Raw genomic sequence first — 22,535 nt, 5'->3', positions numbered from 1 at the left:
GTCCCACCGGGGCGGGGCGCTGGCTAGGGGCCGACGCTCAGGGACCGACCAGCAGTTCGTCGTCGAGGGCGCGGGAGACGCAGGGCATGACGTGGTCGGCGCGCTGCTCGGAGGTCAGGACGAGGTCGCGGTGGTCCGCCGCCCCGCCCAGGAGCCGCAACCGGCAGGTGCCGCAGGTGCCGGACCGGCACGAGGCGTCGACGCCCACCCCGGCCTCGCGCAGGGCCGCGAGCATGGTGCGGTCCGCCGGGACCTCGACCCGCGCTCCCGTGGGCTCCCAGACGACGGTGAAGGGGGTGCGCCGGCCGCCGAGGGGGTCGACGCCGGCGAAGTCCTCGACGTGGACGCGGCTGGGCCGCCAGTGGGCGGTGAGGGCGAGCACCTCGTCCACGAGCGCGGTGGGACCGCAGCAGTAGACGCGGGCGTCGTCGTCGGGGTGCTCCAGGAACGGCCACAGGTCGAGGCGGCCGCGCTCGGCGCTGTGGTGCAGCAGCGTGCCGTCCGCCCCGTCGAACTCGTCGAGGAAGGCGGTGTCCTCGCGGGTGCGCGTCAGGTAGACGAGCTGGACGTCCGCGCCGCCACGGGCCCGCGCCTCGGCGACGAGCGCCCGCACGGGGGTGATGCCGATCCCGCCGGCGATGAACAGGTATCGCTTCGCGCGCTGCAGGGAGAAGCCGTTCGCGGGCCACGTCACCTCGAGGGTGTCCCCGGGGCGGACGTCGTCGTGCAGGCTGACCGACCCGCCCCGGCCGCCGGCGTCGCGGCGCACGCAGACGACGTACTCCTGAGGACGGCGGCCGCCGGGTTCGACGAGGCTGTAGCTCCGGCGCTCCCCCGACGGGGTCGTGACGGTGACGTGCGCGCCGCCGCGGTAGGCCGGCAGCGGTGCCCCGTCGGGGTCGCGCAGGACGAACCGGGCGACGGCGGCCGTCAGGTCGGTCCGGTCCGCGACGACGAGGCGCATCGGGTCGGGCTGCACGTCACTCAAGGGTGTCTCCCACCGCGAGGTCCCCACCGTCGACGACCTCGACGTAGAAACCCATGACTTCGTGGCCGTAGGTGCGCGAGAGGAGCTGCGGCACGGGCAGGTCGCGCCGGCCGGTGGCCGGGTCGACCTCCGTCGCGGCGCACCGCACGGTCGGGGACGTGCCGCGCACCCGCACCCCGCCGAGGGAGAACTCCCGGCCCACGAGGTCGAGCTCGGCCCACGCGTCGAGCCCGTCGAGGTGGACGTTGGCGCGGAACCGGTGCGGGTCGAGCACGGTCCCCGTTCGCTGGGCGAGGTCGCGCACCGAGGCGAGGTTCAGGACCGAGATCCACTCCATGGCCTCGTCCGAGGAGTGCGCGGTGTCGGTGTACCGGCGCCCCGGATCGCGGGCGAGGACCGGTTCGGTCCCGGGCGGCAGGTCGAGGACGCGCGCGTAGAACTCCCGCAGCTGCGCCACGCCTTCTGCGGTGCCGAGGTCGGCGGCCAGGACGCGGTGCCCGCGGACGTCGACGGTGTACTCCCCCGTCGCCGGGTCCAGGTGCGTCGTCAGCGCCGCCAGCCGCTCCTCGGCGACGAGGACGTAGAACTCGCTCTTGGAGATCCCGTGCTGCATCCCCGGTTCGTACGCCCCACCAGGCCGGGCGAGCGCGATCGTGCGGTCGTGCGGCACACCTCGGCCCGCGGTGAGCGTCACGCGGTCCAGGGGCTGCGGCGTCATCCCCTTGACGGGGTGGACGAACAACCCGTCGACGTGCGCAGTCACGGGGGCAGCCTACGGGGGCGCGCCGCCAGTGGTCCGTCGCCTCGCGCGGCCTCGGGACACCCACCGGTGTCACCACGACGCACGCTCGGGACACCCACCGGTGTCACCACGTGGGGTGAGGCGTGGGTGCCCCTCGACGTCGCCCCGGCGACGCGCAGCGGACACTCACGGATGCACCCACGCCCAGTTCCACGAGTGTCCCCGTGGGTGTCCCCGTCGGTGTCCCCGTGGGTGTCCCAGAACCGCGTTCCCCGGACCCCTCACCCCCGGAACCCGAAGCGCGCGAGGCAGTGCCAGACCCGCTTGAGGGTCTGCCCGTCCACTCCCCCGGCCCGCTCCCCCGCCCACGCGGCCGCCCCGATCCCCGCCGGGTCCAGGGTCCCCCCCGACCGCGCGGCCAGCTCCGCACCCGCGGCCGCGACGTCCGGCCCGCGGTACGCGACGATCTCGGGACGGGTGAAGTCGCTGCGGCGCAGCGCGAACCCGGCGTGCCGCTCGACGGGGACCCCCGGCACGGCGGGGCCGCGGAACGACGGGTCGAGCACGAGCGCCTCGACGTCGCGGGCGATGAGGAGGGGGCCGTGGACGTGCGCCTCCACGTAGTCGTCGAGCGGGTCGGCCGGCGGGTCGGCACCCCTCGCCGCGTCCGCCAGACCGAGGAGGTCGCAGCGGTCGGCGGTCCCCACGTCCACGGGGTGGAACGCGGAGTCGGGCCAGCAGGAGGTGGTGCGGCGCAGCACCTCCGCCCGCAGCCGCAGGTGCGCGGACCCGAACCGCACCGAACCCCCGGCCGGCAGGTGCCGGTGGTCGAGCGAGCCGTACACCGGACGCTCCCGCGGCGGCGCGTCGTCGTAGGCGCCGCCGAACAGCCGGCTCTCCCAGACCCACCGGTCCCCGCCCGGGTGGGCGGTGAGCCCGCCGCCGCTCGTCCCGGTCGCGAACTGCGACAGGTGGACACCGTCGGCCGCGATCGCCTCCAGCGTCGTGCGCGGCTGGCCGGACCGGTCGACGCCGGCCGGTCGGTCGGGGTGGAAGTGCACGGTCACGCGGACGTCGGGGGGCAGCGGACCACCGCGCGCCCGGGCCCGGACGTGCGCGATGGCGCGCGCCGCGCGGTCCCCGTCGGGTTCCTCCACGGACACATCGTCCCCGACACCCGCAGGTGTGGCCGAGGCCTGGGCGCCCCCGTAGATTCGCCGGCATGACGCTCGTTCCGTACACGGCGGGAGAGAAGCCGAGCCTGGTGGCCAGCCTCCAGCGCCACCGCGAAGCCGTCCTGTGGAAGCTGGAGGGCCTGGACGACGAGCAGCTGCGGCGACGGGTCGTGGGCTCGGAGATCACCCTCCTCGGCACGGTGAAGCACCTCGCGAGCGTCGAGTACGGATGGTTCTGCTCGACCTTCGGGCGTCCCAGCGACGAGATCCCGTCCGCCGTCCTGGACGAGGACCCGCAGGCCGACTGGCGCATCCACCCCTGGGAGACGACCGAGGGCGTCCTCGCGTACTACGAGCGCGCCCGCGCGGCGGCCGACGAGGTCGTGCGCGAGCTGAAGATCACCGAGCGCGGGACCGCCTGGCACGGGGCGACGGTCACGCTGCGGTGGGTGCTGCTGCACATGGTCGAGGAGACGGCGCGGCACGCCGGGCACGTGGACGTCCTGCGCGAACTCGTCGACGGGCGGACCGGCGACCACCGCGAGGGCACCACGGCCGTGCGCTGAGACGTTCTACTCAGGTTCTAGCTGGTCACGGCCGATCCAGGGTCGTGGTCTTCTCCCTCCGTCCCCGCTCGCTGCGTTCGCAACTCCTCCTGCCCGGTGTGGGCGCCGTCGTCGTCACCGCCGGCCTGATGAGCGGTCTGTCCGCCCTGCAGGTGCACGACCTGTCCGGCGACACGTCCGGTGACGTGCGGGCGATGTCCGAACGGTCCCTGCGCGACACCGGCTCCCAGGTGCAGACGACGGTCGCGGCCCAGGCTGCGGCCGTGCAGAACTGGCTGGACTCCGACCTGCGCGTCACCTCCGACCGCCTCGGCCAGTTCGGTGCGGCGCGGCTGGACGCCGGGGAGTCGGCGACGTGGACCGCGACGAACCAGGTCACCAAGGACAAGACCACCGTCACGCTGCCTCGCCTCGAGTTCGGCGGCACGTGGCTGGGCCAGCAGGCCGACCCGCAGGCCCTCGTGCCGGCCATCGACGAGTCCGCCCGCCTGACCGGCGCCGCCGTCACCGTCTTCCAGAAGATGAACGACGCCGGGGACATGCTCCGCGTCGCGACGACCGTCGTCGGCACGAGCGGCTCGCGCGCCATCGGGACCTACATCCCCGCCACGGGCGCGGACGGCAGCAAGAACGCCGTCGTCGCCTCCCTGCTGGCCGGGAACACCTACCACGGCACCGCGACCGTCGTGGACAAGCCGTACGTCACGGTCTACGCCCCGCTGAAGGTCGGCGACGAGGTCGTCGGTGCGGTCTTCGTCGGGCTCCCGCAGGCCGACGTCACGGCGTCGCTGCGCCAGGCCCTGTCCGCGTCCACCCTGGGCAGCAACGGGTTCTACGCCGTGTTCTCCGACGCCGCCGCGAGCGCCGGGACCGCGGTCGTCGCCCCGGACGGCGCCCAGGACGGCCAGCCGATGGCCGACGCGACCGACGCCGACGGCAAGGCCTACGTCAAGGACATCCTGGCCGCCGCCAAGGCGCTGCCCGCCGACGGGACCACGACGACGACCGTGCGGCTCGCCTCGGGCAGCTACACCGTCGGCGTCTCGCGCTACCCGGCCTACAACTGGGTCGTCACGAGCTGGCTGCCCGACGCCGACACCGCCGCCGTCACCGGCCGCGTCACCGAGGGCGGGGCCGCCCTCGTGCGGCACACGGCGCTGCTGGGCCTGGGCATCGCCGTCCTCATGGCGGCCGTCATCGCCCTGCTCGCCCGGACCCTCGTGCGCCGCATCGGCCGCCTCACCGACGTCCTGCGCCGCGTCGCGGCCCGCGACCTGTCGGCGACCACCCTGGCCCCGGGCGAACGCCACGGCGACGACGAGATCGGCACCATGGGCCGTGCCCTCGACGAGGCCACCGACGCCGTCCGCGACGCCCTGGCGGCCGTGAGCGCCGGCGCGGCCCGCGTCACGCAGGCCGCCGGTTCACTCGACGGCGCCAGCGACCGCCTCGCCGGCGCCGCGGAGACCACCGCCTCGGAGATCACCCAGGTCACCGGGGACGCCACCACGGTCTCCGACGGGGTCCACGAGGTCTCGGCGGCCGTCGAGCAGCTGCGCGCCGCGGCCGACGAGGTCTCCGCGACGGCCAGCAACGTCACCGTCGTCGCGGCCGACGCCGTCCAGCTCGCCCAGACCGCGACGGGCACCGTCGAACGCCTCGGCGGCAGCTCCCAGCAGATCGCGGACGTGCTGCGCACCATCACGGCCATCGCCGCGCAGACGAACCTGCTGGCGCTCAACGCGACCATCGAGGCCGCCCGCGCGGGCGAGGCCGGCGCCGGGTTCGCCGTCGTCGCCGAGGAGGTCAAGGAACTCGCCCGGCAGACGGCGCAGGCGACCGAGGAGATCGCCCCGACGCTGACCGCCGTGCAGTCCGAGGCGGCCGCGGTGCGCTCGGACATCGCCCGCATCACCGAGACGATCGCGCACATCGACGAGCTCCAGGCGACGATCGCGGCGGCCGTGGCCGAGCAGCTCGCCACGACGACGTCGGTCAGCGGAACCCTGCACACCGCGGCGGGCCGTTCCTCCGGGATCGCCTCGGCGCTCGCCGGGACCGCGGGTGCGGTGCAGGGCACCACCGACGAGGTCCGCGCCGTGCGGGGTTCGGTCGGCGAACTCGCCGCCGTCGCCGGTTCCCTCGACGACCAGGTGCGTCAGTTCACCCTGCGCTGAGCGGGTTCGGTGACCCGGCCGAGCCGGCGGTCGCGGTGGCGCTGGAGTTCCAGCGTCACCGCGTACCCGTACACCGTCAGGGCCGTGAACACCCACAGCCACAGGCAGACCGCGACGGCCGCCCCGACCTGGGTGTACCCGCCGAAGGGTGCACCGAGGTCGACGGGGATCGCGAGGAACAGCACGAAACCCTGCAGGAAACCCGACACGAACGCCCCCGTGGAGTAGGCGCCCCACAGCGCCGCCCACCAGCCCGTGCCCACCGGGCCCAGCACCTTGTAGACGTAGAGCAGGACGGGCGAGACGACGAGCCAGTCGACGTTCAGGGCGACGTAGACGGCGAGCGCGGAACTGCCGGGCGTCCCGGAGCCGAACAACCGCACCAGGAACGGCGCGACCTCCAGCACCGCGAGGAAACCCGCGGGCGCGAGCAGCAGCAACGGCAGGGCGCGCGCCCGGACGGCCCAGGCCCCGACCCGTCCCCGCACGGCGACGGGCGCGGGTTCGGGGTGCCGGACGCTGATGCGGGCGAAACCCCGGCGCAGCCCCTCCCCGTACACGGTGGCCGGGATGAGGGCGACGACGACGGCGACCCAGCCCACGTCGACGGCCGTCTCGGCGAGGTCGCGCACCACGACGCCGGCCCCCTGCGCGGTGGGCAGCGCGCGGCCCACCGCGTCGGCGAGGCGCAGCACCTGGTCGGGCCCGATGACGGCCGCCAGCAACCGGACCACGACGACCAGCGAGGGCACGAGCGCGATGGCCGCGTAGAACGTCACGCCCGCCGAGACCAGGAACAGGTCGTGGCCCTGCAGGCGGGTGTGGACGTCGGCGAACAGGCGGCGCAGGAACCTCATGCGCCGGCCGGCAGCAGCCGCACCGCAGCCGGTGACCGCGCCCCCCGGTACGCCCGCCGGTAGGCGGTGGGGGTCGTCCCGACGAGCCGCAGGAAGTGCTGGCGCAGCATGGCGGCCGACCCGAAACCGCAGCGGCGAGCCACGTCGTCGACGCTCTGGTCGCCCTCCTCCAGCAGCAACCGGGCGGCCGCAACCCGGCGTTCGAGCAGCCAGCGGTGCGGGGTGACGCCCGTCTCGGCCCGGAACCGGCGGGCGAACGTCCGCGGGGACATCGCCGCCGCCCGCGCCCAGGCCGCGACGTCGATCTCGGTGTGGAGATGGCCTGCGGCCCAGTCCAGTGCAGCGGCGAGGGACTCGTCCGCGCAGGGCCGCACGGGCGCCTCGACGTACTGCGCCTGCCCGCCGTCGCGGTGCGGGGGCACGACCATCCGCCGCGCGATGGCCGTCGCCACGGCCGTCCCGTGGTGCTTGCGGACCAGGTGCAGAGACAGGTCGATCCCCGCGGACGTGCCCGCGCTGGAGGCGACCGGCCCGTCCTCGACGTAGAGCACGTCGGGCACGACCTCCACGAGCGGGAAGCGGCGCGCGAGTTCCGCGGCGTAGAGGTAGTGCGTCGTGGCGCGGCGGCCGTCGAGGAGGCCGGCGTGGGCGAGGGTGAAGGACCCGCTGCAGAAGCTGGCCACCGTCGCGCCCCGGTCGACGGCTGCGTGCAGCCGCTCGACGAGTTCGGGGGTCGGCGGGCCGAAACCCCGCTTGGTCGGGGTGACGATGACGAGGTCCGCCTCGTCCAGCCGGTCGAGCCGGTGGTCGGCGGTGAGGCTGAAACCCTGCCGCGAGGCGACCGGACCGTCGTCCTGCGTGCACACGGCGAACCGGAAGGAGGGCACGCCCTCCTCGGTGCGGTCGATGCCGAACACCTCGCAGGCGACGGAGAACTCGAACGCCGAGAACCCCTCGTCGACGACCACCGCCACGTCGTGCAGGTCACCGCTGGTCGCCATGCCGAGCAGTGTGCCAGCGTCCGGCGACCTTGGCAGGATCTGGGCGAACCTCGGCAGAGCTGCCACTCGTCCGGCCGGTCCCGCCGGACGACGCTGGACGCGTGTCCAGTGACCTCACCGCCCTCGCGGTGCTCATCGTGCTCGTGGTGCTGGCCGTCGCCGCACCCCTCGTCGGCGCCGACACCCGGACCTCGCGCGAGTGGTCCCAGGACGGCCCCGTCCCCCGGCCCCGCCCGTGACCGCGCCGCACCGCGCCGCCCTCCTCGCGCGGCAGGCGGAGTTCCTCGCCCTCGCCCGGACGGCCCCGCCGACCGCGGTCGTGCCCGGGTGCCCGGGCTGGACCGCCCTCGACGTCGTCACCCACCTGACGGGTGTGCACCGCTGGGCGGCGGCGATGAGCCGGACGGCACCGGGTGCTCCGGTCCCCGCGGACGACGACCCCGCACCGGCGGACGACCCGGCCGGGGCCTACGCGGCCGCGGCGGCGGACCTGCTCGTCGCGCTCGACGAGGACCCCTCTCGACCGTGCACCACCCTCACCGGCGCCGGGACGGCCGGCGACTGGTACCGCCGGCAGGCCCACGAGACGCTCCTGCACGCCTGGGACCTCGCCGACGCGGCCGGCGCTCCGCGCACCGGCTCCGGGGCGCAGGTCGCGGACGCCGTCGAGGAGGTCCTCGACACGCTGCTGCCCCGCCAGGTCCGGCTCGGGCGCACCGCGGCGCCGGAGGTGGCGGTGCGCCTCGCCGGCTCGCGGCGGTGGGTGCTGGGCTCCGGGCCCGTGGTCGCCGAGGTGGCCGGCCCCGACGCCGCGCTCCTGCGGCTGCTCTGGGGCCGCACCCCGCCGACCGACCCGGGTCTGGTCGTCACGGGCGACCGCGAGCGAGCGGCGGACGTGCTGTCCGCCGCCCTCACGCCGTGAGGGCGGCGGCCGTCAGGCCAGGATCCCCAGGCGCCGCAGCTCGACCGCCAGGTCGTGCGGGCTGGACGCGGCGCTCTGCGCGTCCTCGAGGGTGACGACGCCGTCGCGGACCAGCGCGACGAGGTGCTGGTCGAACGTCTGCATCGCGTAGTACTGGCCCTCCTTGATGAGGTCGGTGATCAGGCTCGTCTTGTCCGGGTCCGTGATCGCGTCGGCGATGCGGCCGGTGTTGATGCAGATCTCCATGACGACGCAGCGGCCGGCCCCGTCGGCGCGGGGGACGAGGCGCTGGCAGACGATGCCGCGCAGCGAGCCGGCGAGGGCGAGCCGCACCTGCTTCTGCTCGTGCGGGGGGAAGAAGTCGATGATGCGCGAGATCGTCTCGGCCGCGTCGATGGTGTGCAGCGTCGACATGACGAAGTGGCCGGTCTCGGCCGCCGACAGCGCCGCCTTGACCGTCTCCTGGTCGCGCATCTCCCCGACGAGGATGACGTCGGGGTCCTGGCGCATGGCCGCCCGCAGCGCCGTGGTGAAGTCGGCGGTGTCCAGCCGCACCTCGCGCTGGCTGATCATCGACCGGTTGTCGGTGTGCAGCACTTCGATCGGGTCCTCGATCGTCACGATGTGGCTCTCGCGGACCTTGTTGATGTGGTCGATCATCCCGGCCAGCGTCGTCGTCTTGCCCGAACCGGTCGGCCCCGTGACGAGCAGCAGCCCGCGGTGCTCGAGGGCGAGCTGCTCGATGACGGGCGGGACGCCCAGACCGGACAACGGCACCGCCTGGGCGGCCACGCGCCGCAGCACGAGGCCGACGGACCCGCGCTGGCGGAAGGCGTTGACGCGGAAGCGGCCCGCGCCGTTGGGGAGGCTGTAGGCGAAGTCGGCCTCGTTGGTGCGCGAGAACTCCTCGACGAGGTCGGGGCGCAGGATCTGCTCGAGCATCCGCTCGGTGACGTCGGGGGTCAGCGGCGGCGCCTGTAGCGAGCGGAGCCGGCCGTCGATCCGGATGCGGGGCGGGGACCCGGCCTTGCAGTGCAGGTCGGACCCGCGCAGGTCGACCAGGGCCCGCAGGTACGGCGTGATGAGCACGTCCGTCGGCGCGGCCACGTGCCCGGCGCTGCGCGACTCCTCGGTCCCCTGCGTGATCGTCACCGTTGCCTCATCGGGAGGGGCGGGGGCGACCTTGAGCACTCCTCACCCCGTGGGACGATGGATGGCGGAGCAGGTCTGCACCCAGCACGACCGCAGGCCCTGCACGGACCCGTTCGACCGCACGACGAGGAGGACCGCCATGAGCAAGCGAGGCCGCAAGCGCCGCTCGCGCAAGGGCAACGCCGCGAACCACGGCAAGCGCCCCAACGCCTGAGGACGCGCACCAGAAGGACGAGGGCCCCGGATCCAGTCGGATCCGGGGCCCTCGTGGTGCGTGCGTCGCTCAGCGCAGCGGCGTGCTCGACGAGACCGCGCTGACCTCGGTGATCGAGACGAGGATGCGCGCCCGCAGCGTCTGGGGGGCCTCCTCGCACGGGCAGCCGTCCCGGATGACCTGCTTGAGCTTCTCGTCCTCGGCGAGCTGGGCCAGGCAGCTGGCGCAGTCCTCGAGGTGGGCGCGCAGCTTCTCGCAGTCCAGGTCGGGCATCTCGCCGTCGAGGTACTCGAACGCTCGGTCGAGCACCTCGCGGCAGCGCGACACCTCGGTCTGCGCCTCGTCGGGAGTGACTTCCTCGGACGTGCTCACGACGCTCCCTCCGTGCTGGGCGCAGCCCCCGAGACGCCGCGGTCGACGGCGTAGTCGCGCAGGAGTTCACGCAGCTGACGACGACCGCGGTGCAGCCGGGACATCACCGTCCCGATCGGGGTGCCCATGATCTCGGCGATCTCCTTGTACGCGAACCCCTCCACGTCGGCGAGGTAGACCGCGAGGCGGAAGTCCTCGGGCACCTGCTGCAGCGCCCGCTTGACGTCGGAGTCGGGCAGGTGGTCCAGCGCCTCGGTCTCGGCCGAGCGCAGACCCCGGGAGGTGTGCGACTCCGCCCGCGCGAGCTGCCAGTCCTCGATCTCGTCCGAGTGGGACTGCTGGGGTTCGCGCTGCTTCTTGCGGTACGTGTTGATGTACGTGTTCGTCAGGATCCGGTACAGCCACGCCTTGAGGTTCGTCCCCGGCGTGAACTGGTGGAACGCGCCGTAGGCCTTGGCGAAGGCGTCCTGGACGAGGTCCTCGGCGTCGGCCGGGTTGCGGGTCATGCGCAGCGCGGCGGAGTACAGCTGGTCCAGGAACGGCAGGGCGTCGCGCTCGAAGCGCGCGGCGCGCTCGTCGGCCGTCTCCTGCGCCAGGATCTCGGCCGGGTCCTCGGTGGCGACCCGTGCGGTCTGTTCGGTCATCGCGCTCGAGCCTAGGCCCTGCGCCGGGGCACCGCCCCCGCGCGGGGGCCTGCCCGCCGGCCGTCGACCGGGCGGGCCGAGCGGACCCCGGGCCGGGGTGCGCGGCTCGATCCGGCGCGCTGACTCGCGTGCGGGTTCGAGGGCTGGGGCGAACGGCATGACCGGGTCAACGCCGTGACCGGCGCCACCATTCCAGGCCGCTGCGCGGGTTCCGGGGCCGGGTCGCGCCTCGTCAGCCACCCAGCAGCTCGCCCGTGCGCAGGTCGACCACGCCCTCGAGCTCGTCCAGGGGCACCGGGTCGAGGAGGTCGGGGTCGGTGTTGCGGACGTTGCCGACCCGCCGGGACACGGGGTGCGCCTGAAGCGCCCCGCCGAGGAAGAGGTCGCGCGGGACCGCGTCGAGCAGCGACTGCACGTCGTCGGCGTCGTCGAGGGAGGGGTCCAGCCAGGCGTCGCGCAGGTCCCGCGGCACCACGACCGGCATGCGCTCGTGCAGGCGGTCCAGACCCGCCTCGGCGGCCGTCGTGACGACCGCGAAGGAGACGAGCCAGCGCGTGGGGTCGTCCTCGGCCTTGGCCGGGTCCTTCCAGAACTCGTAGATCCCGGCCAGCGACAGCACCGAACCGTCGGCCGCCCCGACCGCGAAGGGCTGCTTGCGGGGCTTGCCGCCCTCGGTCGCCGTGCCGCTCGTCTGCCACTCGTACCAGGCGTCGACCGGGACGAGGCAGCGCCGGGCGACCGCGGCCTTGGCGAAGGCCGGCTTCGACAGCAGCGACTCAACGCGCGCGTTGACCATGCGCGCCGCGCCGGAGGCGTCCTTGGACCAGCTCGGCACCAGCCCCCAGCGCAGGGCGCGCAGGGACCGCGTCGGCGGGGCGTCCGGTTCGTCCTTGCGGAAGCGCTCGAGCACGACCGGCGGGGTCGTCGTCGGCGCGACGTTCGTCGACAGCGTCACGACGGGCCCGGGACCGGACCCGCCCGGCGACCCGCCCGGCGACAGGGTGTCCTCGTCGACCTCGAACTCCTCGACGAGGTCGTCGACGTCTCTCCTCAGGGCGTAGCGACCGCACATGCGTCACACCCTGGCAGCCACCTCCGACACGCGCCCCGGGGCGGGCCCGCGTTCGCGGTGATCACGGGTTTGCGGTAGGCAACTCCCATGACTGTGGTGCGACGAGTGGCCCGACCGATGCTGGCGGCGATCTTCATCAAGAACGGCATCGACCAGCTCCGGCACGCCGGTGACCTCGCCCCCTCGGCCGAACCGCTCGTGCACCGTGCGGCCGGCCCGCTGCGCCTGCCCGACGACCCGGTCCTGCTGGTCCGGCTCAACGGCGCCGCGATGGCGGGTGCGGGCGTCCTGTTCGCGCTCGGCAAGGCCCCGCGGCTGGCGGCGACCGTCCTGGCGGCCACGGCGGCCCCCAGCGCCTACGTGAACCACCCGTTCTGGTCCGAGAAGGACTCCGGCGTGCGCAAGGAGGTCCTGCACGACTTCCTGGTCGACGTCGGCCTCCTGGGGGCGGCGCTGCTGGCCGCCGCCGACACCGCGGGCAAGCCCGGGGCCCTCTGGCGCGGCAAGCGCGCCGGCCGCGACGCCCAGCGCCTGGCCCGCCTCGCCGCCCACGAGGCCGTGCACGCGGCCGAGCTCGGCAAGAAGGACGTCCAGCTCGCGGCGGCCAAGCTCACCTGAGCCGCGAGGACCGCTCGTCGACGCCCGGGCCACGCCCGGTGTCCCCAGGACACCGGTGTGTGGCTCGCTGCGTGTCGGGGGCGGCTGCGAGGATGCCCCCGTGACATCGAACGATCCGTCCAGCAGACCCTCGAGCCCGGCCGCCGGTGACGGTCCGCTGGGTGACGGTGCGCGCGGTGACGGCGAGCTGTGGGCCGCCCCCACCGCCGCCGGTCCCCTCGACGCCGTCGTCCCGGTGCCGGGCTCGAAGTCGCTGACGAACCGCTACCTCGTGGTCGCCGCCCTCGCCGACCGGCCCTCGGTCCTGCGCGACCCGCTCGTCTCGCGGGACACGGTCCTCATGGCCGACGCCCTGCGCAGCCTCGGCGCCGACGTCTCCGAGATCGCCGAGGGAGGGCACCGCGGCGACCGCCCGGGCGAGCAGTGCTGGGTCGTGCGGCCCGGTCCCGTCACCGGCGGTGTCCGCGTGGACTGCGGTCTGGCCGGCACGGTCATGCGCTTCCTGCCGCCCGTGGCGGCCCTCGCCTCCTCCCCCGTGGAGTTCGACGGCGACGAGCGGGCCCGCGAGCGCCCCATGGGCGCCGTGGTCGACGCCGTCCGCCAGCTCGGCGCGCAGGTCGAGGACGGCGGCCGCGGCCTGCTGCCGTTCACCGTTCGGGGCCCGCAGGAGGGGCTGCGCGGCGGGACCGTCCGCATCGACGCCTCCGCCTCCAGCCAGTTCGTCTCCGCGCTCCTGCTCGTCGGCGCCCGCACGCGCGAGGGGCTGGAGGTCGTCCACGACGGCCCGCCCATCCCGAGCCTGCCCCACATCCAGATGACGGTGGAGGTCCTGCGGGACGCCGGCGTCGTCGTCGACGACGCGACCCCCGGCCGCTGGCTCGTGGAGGCGGGCGAGATCAGCGCCCTGGACGTCCACGTCGAACCGGACCTGTCGAACGCCGGCCCGTTCCTGGCCGCGGCCGCCGCGGTCGGCGGCCGCGTCCGCGTCCCGGGCTGGCCGCAGTCGACGACGCAGGCCGGCGACGTCCTGCGCGACGTCCTGGACCAGATGGGCGCCGAGGTCACGCTCGACCGCGACGGCCTGCTCGTCGAGGGCACCGGTGAGCTGTACGGGCTGGACCTGGACCTGCACGAGGCCGGCGAACTGGCCCCCGTCATCACGGCGCTCGCCGCGCTGGCCAGCTCCCCCACCCGGTTGCGCGGCATCGCGCACCTGCGCGGGCACGAGACCGACCGCCTCAAGGCCCTCGTCACCGAGGTCAACGCCCTGGGGGGCCGCGCCGAGGAGACGGCCGACGGGCTGCTGGTGCACCCGGCGACGCTGCACGGCGGGGTGTTCCGCAGCTACGCCGACCACCGGATGGCCACGGCCGGCGCCGTCCTGGGCCTCGCGGTCGAGGGCGTGCTGGTGGAGGACATCGGGACGACCGGCAAGACGCTGCCCGACTTCCCGGGGATGTGGGCGGCCATGCTCGCGGGGGTCGGCGCCTGAGCCCCCGCCAGCGCGGTCCCGTCGGTCGCTTCGACGAGGACGACGTCCGCATCCGGCCGAACCGGCGGGGTTCGCGGCCGCGCACGAAGGACCGCCCGGCCCACGCCGACGCCGTCGCGGGGTTCGTCGTGGCGGTCGACCGCGGCCGCTCGACGTGCCTGGTCGGCGAGGGCGGTGCGCACGCACGGCTCGTGACGGCCATGCGCGCGCGGGAGCTGGGCCGCCAGGGCGTCGTCGTGGGCGACCGCGTCGGGCTCGTCGGGGACGTCACGGGCGCCACGGACACCCTGGCGCGCATCGTGCGCATCGACGAGCGCCGCACGTCCCTGCGGCGCTCGGCCGACGACACCGACCCGATCGAGCGCGTCGTCGTGGCCAACGCCGACCAGCTCGTCGTCGTGACGGCCGTCGCCGACCCCGCACCGCGCTCGCGCCTGGTCGACCGCTGCCTCGTCGCGGCCTACGACGCCGGGATGACGCCGTTGCTGTGCCTGACCAAGGGCGACCTGCGGCCGGCGTCGGAGGTGCTGGACACGTGGGCCCCCCTCGGGCTGGACGCCGTCGTCACCTCCCGCGGCCCCGACGGGCTGGCGGGGCTGGACGCCGTCCGCGAGCGCCTGGCCGGCCGGGTCAGCGTGCTCGTGGGGCACTCCGGGGTGGGCAAGTCGACGCTGGTCAACGCGCTCGTGCCGGACGCCGCGCGCGCGACGGGGCACGTCAACGCCGTGACCGGGCGGGGCCGGCACACGTCCACGTCCATGGCCGCGCTGGCGCTGCCCGGTGGCGGCTGGGTCGTCGACACCCCGGGCGTCCGCTCGTTCGGCTTGGCGCACGTGGCCCCGGAGTCGGTGCTGCGGGCCTTCCCGGACCTGCTGCCCGGGGAGGCCGAGTGCCCGCGCGGGTGCACCCACGACGAGGCGGACTGCGCCCTGGACGCCTGGGTGGAGCAGGGCCGGGCGGGGGCAGCCGGGCCCGCTCGGCTGCAGTCGTTCCGCCGGTTGCTGGCCGCCCGGCGCAGCACGCGCGACGACGCCGCGGCGCCATGATCCCCGGCCACTCGCCGTCCACAGGTGATGCCCTAGGGTGACCGTCGACCGGTCGGCGACGAGGGAACGGCTCTTCATGGGGGATGTGAGCTCCACCTGGCCCCGCGGTCGCGGAGCGGCCGTGCCCGAGGGCACCGTCGCGCCCGGACGACCCGCAGGGCCCGGTCGCCCCGCCGTGCCCGGGCCGGCCTCGGCTCCGCCCCCGCTGACCCTGGGGACCACCGAACCGCCCTGGACCGTCCTGCGCGAGCTCGGGCGTGGCGCCGGTTCCGTCGTGCACCTGGCCCTCCGAGGCGACCGCGAGTACGCCGTGAAGCGCCAGCGCACCGGCCACGGCGCGAACGTCGGGGCGGGGACGAGACCCCGGCGCGGCGACCAGCTCGAGACCGCCGACGCCGACCGCACCCTGCGCCGCGAGGCGGCCCTGCTGGCCAGCGTCCACCACCCCGGCCTGACCCGCGTCCACGCGGTGGCCGAGGTCGAGGGCCGCCTCGCCATGGTCATGGACGCCCACGACGGGACGTCCCTCGCGGACCTGCTGCACTCCCCGCCGCTGACGGCCAGCGGGACCGGCGCGGACCCGGCGGACCTGCCGTCGGGGCTGCTGTCGGTGCCCGCCACGCTGCGCCTGCTCGTCGACGTGTGCGACGCGCTGCACGCGCTGCACGCGACGGGTCTGGTGCACCGCGACGTGAAGCCGGCCAACGTGCTGGTGACGCGCACCGGCCGGGGCGTCCTCGTGGACCTCGGCGTGGCCCACCTCGACACCGGGGCGCCCCCGGGGCCGGCGTGGCCGGTCGAGGCCCCGTCCGACGCCGGTGCGGGCCGGCCCGACGGGCCGGACCGACGCCGCCGCGAGCCCGGGACCGCGGGCGCGGCCGACGCCTCCGACGCCGAGGCCGGCGCGCTGCTGTACCGCTCCCCCGAGCAGGCCGGCGTCGTGCGCAGCCCCGTCGACCACCGCTCCGACCTGTACTCCGTCGGCGCCGTGCTGCTGGAGTGCCTCACCGGCCGCACCCCCGTGGAGGGCGCGGACGCGACGCAGGTGCGCCGCCGCCTGGCGCGGTTGCGCCCCCTCGACCTCGACGGGCTCGGACCGGACGTGCCGCGGCCGCTGGGCGTGCTGCTGCGCCGGCTGCTGGCCCGCGACCCCCAGGACCGTCCGCACGACGCGGCGGCCGTCGCCGACGAGCTCGCCCGCATCGCGGCCGACACCGCCCCCGACATCGCGCTGGGGCGGCGCACCTGGACCAGCCCCGCCGACGGACCGCTGCTCGAGCGGGGCCGGCAGACGGTGGCGCTCGAGGCCGCCTGGGACGGCGCCCGCGCCGGGTCCGGCGGCCTCGTCCTCGTGCGGGGCGCGGCCGGCTCCGGCCGGTCGGTCCTGGTGGACCGCCTGCGCCGCAGGGCGGTCGCGCAGGGCGGGGCCGCGGTGGTGCTCGACAGCACGACGTCTCCGAGCTCCCCCTTGAGCGCCCTGCGCCGGGCGATGGCGGTCGCGGGCCTGTCGACCGCCGACGTGTCCTCGGAGGCCACGGGCGAGGACGAACCGCGCCCGCAGGCGCTCGCGGAGGAGCTGCTGCAGCACGCCGCACGCACCGGGCCGCTGCTCGTCGTGCTCGACGACACCGAGCACGCCGACGCCTCGACGCTGGCGGTGCTGCGCTGGGTCGCGGGCGAGTGCTCCGACCTCCCGCTGCTCGTCGTCCTCGTCGACCGCGTCCGCACCTCCGAGGACGACCTCGACGGCATCCCCGGTTTCGACACCGCCCGGGCGCTGGTGCTGGAGGTGCCGCCGCTGTCGGACGCCGCCGCCCGCGCCGTCGTGCGTCGCCGGCTGCCCGGCGCCGTGGTCACCGACTCCGTGGCCACGGCCCTCGTCTCGCGCGCCGCGGGCAACCCCGGCGCCCTGCTGGCCCTGCTGACGACGCTGCTCGACGAGGGTGGCCTGCTGCCGGACTGGGGCCACTGGCGCCTCGAGCACGCCGCCCTCGAGGCCGTCCCCGTCGCGCCGCGGCTCCTCAGCGCGCTGCTGCGCCGCGTCGACGAGCTCCCGCCGGGGCACCGGCACGTGCTGCGGCTGGCGGCCGCGTGCGGCCGGTCGGTCGACGACGACCTCGTCCTGCGCGCGGCGGCGCCGCAGTTGGGCGCAGACGCTGTCCACGCCGGGCTGACCGCGGGGGTCGCGGCCCGGCTCCTGCGGGCGCTGCCGCACGGTCGGCACGAGTTCTGGCACCAGCAGGTCATCGACGCCGTCCTGGAGGGCGTCGACGAGGTGGAACGGCGGGCGCTGCACGCCCGGCTGGCCCGCGTCCTGCGCTCCGACACCCGCGCTGACACCCGCTCCGAGAGCCGTCCGGACCCGCGCGCCGAGACCCTCCCCGTCGACCGGGACGCCCTGTTCGCCTGCGCCCACCAGCACCTGCGCGCCGGTGACGCCGTGGCTCCCGCCGACGTCGTCGACGCCTGCGCGGTCGCCGGCGTCGAGGCCGCCCGCCGGTCCGCGCCGGAGACGGCCGTCGCCCTGCTGACCCACGCCGTGCAGACGGCCGCCACCGCGGGTCTGGACCTGGACCCGCGGCTGCGCCGGGTCCTGGCCGCCTGCCTGGCCCGGCAGGGCCGCCACGCCGAGGCCCGGGCGCACCTGGAGGAGCTGACCGGCGCCGCGGGCGACCCCGTGGACCGGGCCGTCGTGCTGGGTGAGCTGGCGACCGTGCACCGCCACGAACGCACCGCGGCGGGCGCCGGCCGCGCCCTGCGGGCCGCGACCGACGGTCTCGGCGCGCTCGACAGCCCACGCCCGACCGGTCCGGCGGGCTGGTGCACGTTCGCCCTCACGTCGCTGGCGGTCCTGCTGGCCACCGTGCTGCGCCGCGCCCACCGCCACGACAGCCGCCACCGGCTCGACTCGGCGCGCGAGGTCGAGCAGGCGACGCTCGAGGGCGCCCACGCGGTGCTCCTGCGCGAGGCCGCCGCCGCCGACCTGCAGCTGGGCAGGCCGCGCGCCGCCGCCCCGACCGCCGTCGCGTCCTGGGTCCACGCGCTGCGCGCCCGGCGCGCCGACCTCGTCCGCGACGCCCGCTGGACGCTGCGGGCCGCGCTGCTGCAGGCCGCGACCGGCCGGCTCACGCTGCTGCCGGTCCGGCTCCCCGGGACGGGCAGCCTCGTCGGCCGTCCGCTGACGCCCGCCTGCCCCCGCGGGGCGGCCGAGGTCGACCCGGTGATCCTGGCGTCGTTGCGGCTGGCGGACGGGGTCCGGCGGCTGCGGCGGCGCGGGACCTGGCGCGCCGTCGCCGACGTGCTGGAGGAGGACGGGCAGTGGCTGGACCTGCCCGCCCACGTCGCCGGGACGCTCGCCGTCGCCGTGGAACGGCTGGCGGCCGGGCACCTCGGCGCGGCGACCGCCTGGCACGAGCGCGCCGTGCGCCGCGTGCGGGAGGACACCGCCGTCCCGGCCGAGCTGGAGCTCCTGCGCGCCGCCGTCCTGGGCGCCAAGGGCCGCCCCGGTGAGGCCGGTGACGTGCTGGACGCGCTGCAGCGCAGGGCCGACGACCCGGTCGGCGGCCCCGCCGGCGACTCGGCTGGCGGCACCAGCGGTACCGGCACCCCGCAGCCCTCGCCCCTGCACTCCTGGTACCTGCTGCTGGCGACGACGAACTGGCTCGTGCAGCAGGTCGACCTCACCGAACGCTTCGACGCCGTGGCCCGGCAGGTCCTGCGCGCGGCCCGCCGCACACCGTTGCGCGGGGCGAGCGAGGTCCGCTGGGCCCTGGTGCTCGTCGTCCGCGGGCGGATCGCGCAGCTGCGGGCCGCGGCCGACGCGGGCGACGCCGGCCGGGTCCAGGACCGCGAACGGGACGTGCGGGAGGCGCTGCGCGCACTGGCGCGCGGCGGCGTGCGCCACGCCGGCCGCGGCAGCGCCGTGCAGGCCGCCCACGTCGACGTCGTGCGGGCCGCGGCGCTGCACGCGCTGGGCGCCCCCACCCGGGCCCGGCTGCTCCTGCGCCGCGCCGAGGTCCGGGCCAGCCGGCTCGACGCCCCCCTCGTGGACCACCACGTCCTGCTGCTGCGGGCCGACCTGCTGGAGCAGACCGGCGCGCACCCCGACGCCGAGCGGTTGCGGTGGATGGCGACGGCCCTGGCCGAGAAGCACGGCTGGGTGACGCTCGTGCAGCGCGGTCGCGCCGACCGCGCCCCCACCCAGCCCTCCGGGCCCGGGGCGGCCGCGGGCGGTTCCTGGACCCCCGCGCCGGGACGGCGCCGGCGCCTGCTGTCCGCCATGCGCGACGTCGGCCACGCGGCCCAGGTCCTGGACCCGCAGGACGTCGTCCGGCTCGCGCTGGACCAGGCCTGCGAGGTGCTCGGGGCCGACCGCGCCGTGCTCGCGGTGCTCGACCCCGACGACGAGCTCGTCGTCTTCGCCGGACGCACGCGCGCCGGCACCGACCTGCCGCACCAGGGCCCCGTCGACCCCGCGGCCGCGCGGGCGGCCCGCACGGGCCGCCCGGTCGTGCGGGGGGCGCTGGAGTCCGCGGCCGCCGCCTCGGCCCGGGGCGCGCACAGCGCGGACGAGGTGGCCCGCAGCGTCGTGGCCGTCCCGCTGCTCGTGCGCGGCCGCCGCACGGGCGTGCTGTCGGCCGTGAGCACGGTCGCGCAGGGGGCGTTCGGCCGCGGCGACGTCGAGCTGCTGCAGCTGATCGCCGGTCAGGTCGCCGCGTCGCTGGAGACCGCGCGCGCCGCCCGGCTGGAGATCGAGGTCCACGGCGCCCAGCGCGAGCGCGACCTGGCCGAGGCCGTCCGCCGCGTGACCGAGGAGGTCTCGGGCAGCCTGGACCTGCCCACCGTCCGGCGGCGTCTCGTGCGCTCGGCCCTCACCGAGCTCGGCGGCCGCCGCGCCGCCCTCGTCCCGGTCGCCGCGGGCCCGGCGCTGCACGCCGACCCGCCCGCCCTCGTCGCCGCCGCCGCGGCCCCCTCGGTCCGGGAGGTCGCCTGGAGCCGGGACTGGCAGGGCGAGGCCGACTGCGCCGCGCTGCTGGAGAGCGCCCACGCGGTGACCGGCGATGGCATCGGCGAGCGGCGCCTGCCCTCCCGGCTGGCCGGTCTGCTGGACCTGGCCACCGGACCGGCGGCCGAGCGGCCCGACCCCGCCGAGGAACTGCCGTCACCGTGGTTGGTCGTGCCGCTGAAGGACCGCACGGGCCAGGTCGCCGAGGCCCTCGTCCTGGTGGGCGGCCCCGACGGGCCGGCGGCGCGCACCCACGTGGCCGAGGCCCTGGCCGCCCCCGCCGCCATCGGCCTGGAGAACGCGCGCCTGTTCGCCCAGGTCGAGCACCTGGCCCGCACGGACTCCCTCACCGGCGTCGCCACCCGCGGTCACCTGCTCCGGCTCGGCGAGCAGCGGGTGCGCCGGGCCGCGACCGGCCGCACCGTCGCCGTGGTCATGGTGGACGTCGACCACTTCAAGTCCGTGAACGACACCTACGGCCACGCCGCCGGCGACGAGGTCCTGACCACGGTGGCGCGCCGGCTGCAGCACGAGACGCGCGAGACCGACGTCCTGGGCCGCTACGGGGGCGAGGAGTTCGCGGTCGTCGTCACGAGCCCGGCCGACGAGGCGCACGGGACGCTCGACGCGCGCGAGGTCGCCGAACGGCTGCGCCAGGGCGTGCGCCGCACCCCCGTGGAGGTCCGCGGCCAGCAGCTGCAGGTCACCGTCAGCGTCGGCGTCGCGGTGCTGCGCGAGGGCGAGCAGCTGACCGACGTGCTCGCCCGCGCCGACACCGCGCTCTACCGCGCCAAGGACGCGGGCCGCGACGTCGTCGTCGTGGCCCCGTGAGGCGCAGGGCTCAGAGCAGCGTGCTCCAGTAGCTCCAGAACTTCGTGCCCACCATGACCAGGACGGCCGCGTAGCTGAGGACGATGAGCAGGACGCGGTAGTCGACGACGACGCGGGCGGCCCCCCGCGCCCCGGCCGGGACAGGCAGCAGCCCGCGGTCCAGCGCGTCGGCCACGTGCGTCCAGAAGGTGGGGATCACGACGGCCCACACGACCATGCAGTACGGGCACAGCGCGTGGATCGAGTACAGGCTCTGGCTGATGAGCCACCCGACGAAGACCATCCCCAGCGTGATGCCGAGGAGGTAGCCGCGTTCGACGAAGCGCGGCAACGCCACGCGCGACAGGACGAGGACCCCGAGGAACGTCGAGACCGCGAAGGCCGCGATCCCGATGAGCGGGTTCGGGAAGCCGAACAGCGCCGCCTGGTGGGTCTCCATGACGCTGCCGCAGGAGATGATCGGGTTGATGCTGCAGCTGGGGACGTAGCCGGGGTCCTGCAGCAGCCTGATCTTCTCGACCGTCAGGGTGAACGCCGCGACGAAGCCGAGGACCCCGCCGAGCAGGAGCAGCAGACCGCGGGTGCGCCGGGACACGGGCAGGGCGGACAGGTGTCCGGAGGGTTCGTCCCCCGCGAGCGGGCCGTCCTCGAAGTGGTCCTCGGGCAGCTCCTCGACCCGGTCCGTCGTGCCGGCCATGCGTCGTCCTCCTCCTCGACCCTGGGGTCGTGTCCACCGGGTGCGTCCACCCGGTCCCCAGGATCCTCGACAGCCCTGGACGTCACCTGAACGGGTCAGTCCGCGCGGGACCGCGGCCAGGGACCCACCGAGCGGTAGGTTCGCGGCGTGTCGCAACCCCCCGTCTCCCCCACCCGGCCACGTTACGACGACGACCTGCGCCTGGCGCACGTCATCGCCGACCAGGTGGACGGCCTGACGACCGACCGGTTCAAGGCCCAGGACCTGCAGGTGGAGACGAAGCCCGACCTGACGCCCGTCAGCGACGCGGACCGCACGGCCGAGGAGCTCATCCGCTCCCAGCTCAAGCGCACCCGGCCGCGGGACGCCGTGCTCGGCGAGGAGTTCGGCCTCGTCGGCCACGGCGCCCGGCAGTGGGTGGTCGACCCCATCGACGGCACGAAGAACTTCGTCCGGGGGGTGCCCGTGTGGGCCACCCTCATCGCGCTGCTCGACGACGGCGTCCCCGTGGTCGGCGTGGTGTCGGCCCCGGCGCTGGGGCGCCGCTGGTGGGCGGCGACCGGTTCGGGCGCGTGGACGGGCCGCAGCCTGTCCTCGGCCACGCGCATCTCGGTGAGCTCGGTGTCCTCCCTCACCGACGCCTCGCTCGCCTACTCCTCGCTGTCCGGCTGGGAGGACAGCGGTTCGCTCGACCGCTTCCTGGACCTCACCCGCGCGGTGTGGCGCACCCGCGGCTACGGCGACTTCTGGTCGTACATGCTGCTGGCGGAGGGCGCCGTCGACATCGCCGCCGAACCGGAGCTGGCGCTGCACGACATGGCCGCGCTCGTGCCGATCGTCACCGAGGCCGGGGGGCGCTTCACGTCCCGCGCGGGGGTCGACGGACCGCACGGCGGGAACGCCGTCGCCTCCAACGGGCTGCTGCACGCGGCGGCCCTGGAGCACCTGGGCGACCGGTGACCCG

Annotated in this window: 20 protein-coding genes; 10 read left to right on the top strand and 10 right to left on the bottom strand. The window is 76.0% G+C overall.

Translation table 11 applies throughout. From position 1 onward, the window contains the following. Positions 1-37: 37 nt before the first annotated feature. The 3 genes from AB1207_RS16450 to AB1207_RS16440 form a co-directional block, all read right to left on the bottom strand. A complete protein-coding gene (locus AB1207_RS16450) occupies positions 38-979 on the bottom strand; it encodes a PDR/VanB family oxidoreductase (protein WP_367639564.1) in 942 nt (313 codons plus the stop codon). Between the two features lies 1 nt (position 980). Continuing rightward, positions 981-1,751, bottom strand: coding sequence for an MOSC domain-containing protein (locus AB1207_RS16445; RefSeq protein ID WP_367639469.1), 771 nt, complete (start codon positions 1,749-1,751; stop codon positions 981-983). A 260-nt stretch (positions 1,752-2,011) separates the two neighbouring features. After that, positions 2,012-2,887 carry a DUF3626 domain-containing protein gene (locus AB1207_RS16440; RefSeq protein ID WP_367639468.1) on the bottom strand — a complete coding sequence of 292 codons (876 nt, stop codon included), beginning with the start codon at positions 2,885-2,887 and terminating at the stop codon, positions 2,012-2,014. Between the two features lie 65 nt (positions 2,888-2,952). On the opposite strand from AB1207_RS16440, the gene AB1207_RS16435 reads away from it, so the two are divergent. Continuing rightward, positions 2,953-3,471, top strand: coding sequence for a DinB family protein (locus AB1207_RS16435; RefSeq protein ID WP_367639467.1), 519 nt, complete (start codon positions 2,953-2,955; stop codon positions 3,469-3,471). A gap of 44 nt (positions 3,472-3,515) precedes the next feature. Beyond that, positions 3,516-5,648, top strand: coding sequence for a methyl-accepting chemotaxis protein (locus tag AB1207_RS16430; RefSeq protein ID WP_367639465.1), 2,133 nt, complete (start codon positions 3,516-3,518; stop codon positions 5,646-5,648). On the opposite strand, the gene AB1207_RS16425 is transcribed toward AB1207_RS16430, so the two are convergent. Next, positions 5,630-6,505 carry a YhjD/YihY/BrkB family envelope integrity protein gene (locus tag AB1207_RS16425; protein ID WP_367639464.1) on the bottom strand — a complete coding sequence of 292 codons (876 nt, stop codon included), beginning with the start codon at positions 6,503-6,505 and terminating at the stop codon, positions 5,630-5,632. The genes AB1207_RS16430 and AB1207_RS16425 overlap by 19 nt on opposite strands. Beyond that, positions 6,502-7,506, bottom strand: coding sequence for a GlxA family transcriptional regulator (locus AB1207_RS16420; protein WP_367639463.1), 1,005 nt, complete (start codon positions 7,504-7,506; stop codon positions 6,502-6,504). Before AB1207_RS16420 ends, AB1207_RS16425 begins: the two co-directional genes overlap by 4 nt. A gap of 101 nt (positions 7,507-7,607) precedes the next feature. On the opposite strand from AB1207_RS16420, the gene AB1207_RS16415 reads away from it, so the two are divergent. Together AB1207_RS16415 and AB1207_RS16410 are read left to right on the top strand one after the other, a co-directional pair. Then, the gene (locus AB1207_RS16415) at positions 7,608-7,745 is read left to right on the top strand and encodes a hypothetical protein (protein ID WP_367639462.1); all 138 of its coding nucleotides are present in this window, start codon (positions 7,608-7,610) and stop codon (positions 7,743-7,745) included. Then, on the top strand, positions 7,742-8,428 hold the full coding sequence (locus tag AB1207_RS16410) for a maleylpyruvate isomerase family mycothiol-dependent enzyme (RefSeq protein WP_367639461.1): 687 nt from the start codon (positions 7,742-7,744) through the stop codon (positions 8,426-8,428). Before AB1207_RS16415 ends, AB1207_RS16410 begins: the two co-directional genes overlap by 4 nt. Before the next feature lie 12 nt (positions 8,429-8,440). Here the strand turns inward: AB1207_RS16410 and AB1207_RS16405 are convergent, their stop codons facing one another. Further along, positions 8,441-9,535: a type IV pilus twitching motility protein PilT gene (locus AB1207_RS16405; protein ID WP_437178967.1), complete on the bottom strand. Its 1,095-nt coding sequence runs from the start codon at positions 9,533-9,535 to the stop codon at positions 8,441-8,443. A 184-nt stretch (positions 9,536-9,719) separates the two neighbouring features. On the opposite strand from AB1207_RS16405, the gene AB1207_RS24505 reads away from it, so the two are divergent. Beyond that, the gene (locus tag AB1207_RS24505; RefSeq protein WP_099052597.1) at positions 9,720-9,794 is read left to right on the top strand and encodes a 50S ribosomal protein bL37; all 75 of its coding nucleotides are present in this window, start codon (positions 9,720-9,722) and stop codon (positions 9,792-9,794) included. A 69-nt stretch (positions 9,795-9,863) separates the two neighbouring features. On the opposite strand, the gene rsrA is transcribed toward AB1207_RS24505, so the two are convergent. The 3 genes from rsrA to AB1207_RS16385 all read right to left on the bottom strand — a co-directional run bounded on the left by rsrA (position 9,864) and on the right by AB1207_RS16385 (position 11,882). Beyond that, on the bottom strand, positions 9,864-10,166 hold the full coding sequence (gene rsrA / locus AB1207_RS16395) for a mycothiol system anti-sigma-R factor (protein ID WP_367639459.1): 303 nt from the start codon (positions 10,164-10,166) through the stop codon (positions 9,864-9,866). After that, the gene (locus tag AB1207_RS16390; protein ID WP_367639458.1) at positions 10,163-10,969 is read right to left on the bottom strand and encodes a sigma-70 family RNA polymerase sigma factor; all 807 of its coding nucleotides are present in this window, start codon (positions 10,967-10,969) and stop codon (positions 10,163-10,165) included. Before AB1207_RS16390 ends, rsrA begins: the two co-directional genes overlap by 4 nt. Positions 10,970-11,042: 73 nt before the next feature. Then, positions 11,043-11,882, bottom strand: coding sequence for an SOS response-associated peptidase (locus tag AB1207_RS16385; RefSeq protein WP_367639457.1), 840 nt, complete (start codon positions 11,880-11,882; stop codon positions 11,043-11,045). An 87-nt stretch (positions 11,883-11,969) separates the two neighbouring features. Here AB1207_RS16385 and AB1207_RS16380 point away from each other — a divergent pair, with 87 nt between their 5' ends. The 4 genes from AB1207_RS16380 (at position 11,970) to AB1207_RS16365 (ending at position 20,874) form a co-directional block, all read left to right on the top strand. Continuing rightward, positions 11,970-12,500, top strand: coding sequence for a DoxX family membrane protein (locus tag AB1207_RS16380; RefSeq protein ID WP_367639456.1), 531 nt, complete (start codon positions 11,970-11,972; stop codon positions 12,498-12,500). Between the two features lie 100 nt (positions 12,501-12,600). Continuing rightward, positions 12,601-13,992, top strand: a complete 1,392-nt coding sequence (gene aroA, locus AB1207_RS16375; RefSeq protein WP_437178960.1) for a 3-phosphoshikimate 1-carboxyvinyltransferase — start codon at positions 12,601-12,603, stop codon at positions 13,990-13,992. Next, on the top strand, positions 13,989-15,038 hold the full coding sequence (gene rsgA / locus AB1207_RS16370; protein ID WP_367639560.1) for a ribosome small subunit-dependent GTPase A: 1,050 nt from the start codon (positions 13,989-13,991) through the stop codon (positions 15,036-15,038). Before aroA ends, rsgA begins: the two co-directional genes overlap by 4 nt. A gap of 121 nt (positions 15,039-15,159) precedes the next feature. Continuing rightward, positions 15,160-20,874, top strand: coding sequence for a diguanylate cyclase (locus AB1207_RS16365; RefSeq protein WP_367639455.1), 5,715 nt, complete (start codon positions 15,160-15,162; stop codon positions 20,872-20,874). A 10-nt stretch (positions 20,875-20,884) separates the two neighbouring features. On the opposite strand, the gene AB1207_RS16360 is transcribed toward AB1207_RS16365, so the two are convergent. Beyond that, on the bottom strand, positions 20,885-21,571 hold the full coding sequence (locus AB1207_RS16360; RefSeq protein WP_367639454.1) for a vitamin K epoxide reductase family protein: 687 nt from the start codon (positions 21,569-21,571) through the stop codon (positions 20,885-20,887). A 147-nt stretch (positions 21,572-21,718) separates the two neighbouring features. On the opposite strand from AB1207_RS16360, the gene hisN reads away from it, so the two are divergent. Next, on the top strand, positions 21,719-22,531 hold the full coding sequence (hisN, locus tag AB1207_RS16355; protein WP_367639453.1) for a histidinol-phosphatase: 813 nt from the start codon (positions 21,719-21,721) through the stop codon (positions 22,529-22,531). The last annotated feature ends 4 nt before the right edge of the window (positions 22,532-22,535 follow it).

The sequence above is a fragment of the Kineococcus endophyticus genome (genome assembly GCF_040796495.1).
Taxonomy (GTDB): Bacteria; Actinomycetota; Actinomycetes; order Actinomycetales; family Kineococcaceae; genus Kineococcus; species Kineococcus endophyticus.
This window is presented reverse-complemented; position numbering and strand designations above follow the sequence as displayed.